The following is a 1489-nucleotide window of genomic DNA, read 5'->3' on the forward strand; positions in this document are numbered from 1 at the left end:
AAATGTAACTGACGAAATGATAAAAAATTATATTGAAAATCACTCTAAAAAAGAAGATAAATTTGGTGACTTTCAAGTCGAAAGTTAGCATTCTATGCTCTCTCTCAATCTTTGGATTTTAATCCATAGTGGTTGAATTGACATATGTTAAAAACATTCTAAGATAAGACTATTTATAGAATAAGGGGGTATATAATGTTAACTAATTCTTTTAAAAAAAGTTTTGAAGCTGTTCAAGGTATATCTGAATCAGTATCGAGTGATAAACCGAATAGGACTTTCAATTTTCCTCCGAATAATAGGGTGAGAGCAGATGATCATCCATTTTTAGGTACCAAGCATGACCGCAAAATTGAATATTTAGATTGTGATGATGAAGAGTCAAAAAGGCGAATTCTTGCTGATAGCTCTCCTTATAATTCAGAAAATGAAAATCACGGTAAATATCTAAAAGGCAAGATTATTGATGAAACTAAGCAAGAAATTGCTCAACACATAGAAAACAGTGATGTAGAATCTGTACAGCTTAGAGTGAGAAGTCCAATTAGAACTATGTTGACTGCAAGAACTGTGCTGAATGATAATAAAGGAAAAATAAACATTAGTAATATTTTAACTAATGATTTTTTTGAAAGCAATAGGATAACGGCGGTTACATTGTTGCTACCTGGAGATGAAAAAAGAGGAATGCGTGGACGAGTTGATGAGCATGGAGTAAGAATTTATGAAGTAGCTAATGGCTCATATAACATGACTTTGAATTGGTACGATGAAGAAAAAGAATGTAAAATGAAAATTAATATTAGTGATGACGGTTCTATCAAGCTTATTGAAAGCAATGATATCACTTGGGAGCAAATAGCTGCACATAAAGAAGTAAAAGTAGGAAAACAATACGAAGTGAAGTCCTTGTATGATGCACTATCCTACTTACGTAAAGAAGGTTCTGAAATAGTAAAAGTTTCACAGAATCCTTCAACAAGTATGGAAAGTGTGACTATATCAAAACAACTTTCTTCTGCCCAAGGAGTAAGTAAATAAGAAGACTTTATGAGCTGCTTGCAAATATAGGCAGCTTATATTTCAGTATCCTTATTTCATGTTCTCTAGAGTATTTTTATTTCCTGTAATCTTTTTATAAAAACCATAGGCGCCAGTTGGTTTTAAAGTAAAGGTCAAGTATCTGGAATTCTGGACATAAAATCCTCCTGTGTAAAAAAAGTTAGAAAAAAATGCAGTGCATATACGACAGATATACACTGAAGAATATATTTTTTAATAAATTTGATTAAAAAGTCTGCAGACTAAAGATAGATTTTGAGCTCTTAAAATATCTCTAATTGTAATTATAATCTTACTATTACCCACAAATATAAATGGACATAAAAATAAAGTATTACAACATTAAAGTTTGCAAACATTGAGGGTAAAAAATGGCAAACAGGAATAATGAATGGGCTGAAAATGAATTTGGAGATGCTGTACTTGG

General features: G+C 31.2%; 1 protein-coding gene and 1 pseudogene. Both read left to right on the forward strand.

From position 1 onward, the window contains the following. Positions 1-88: pseudogene (locus ACJ5GX_RS00335) on the forward strand (IS200/IS605-like element ISW1 family transposase); the annotation flags it as partial. A gap of 107 nt (positions 89-195) precedes the next feature. Beyond that, positions 196-1041, forward strand: a complete 846-nt coding sequence (locus tag ACJ5GX_RS00340) for a hypothetical protein (protein ID WP_052264817.1) — start codon at positions 196-198, stop codon at positions 1039-1041. Positions 1042-1489 lie beyond the last annotated feature (448 nt).

This window comes from Wolbachia endosymbiont of Tuta absoluta, assembly GCF_059414725.1.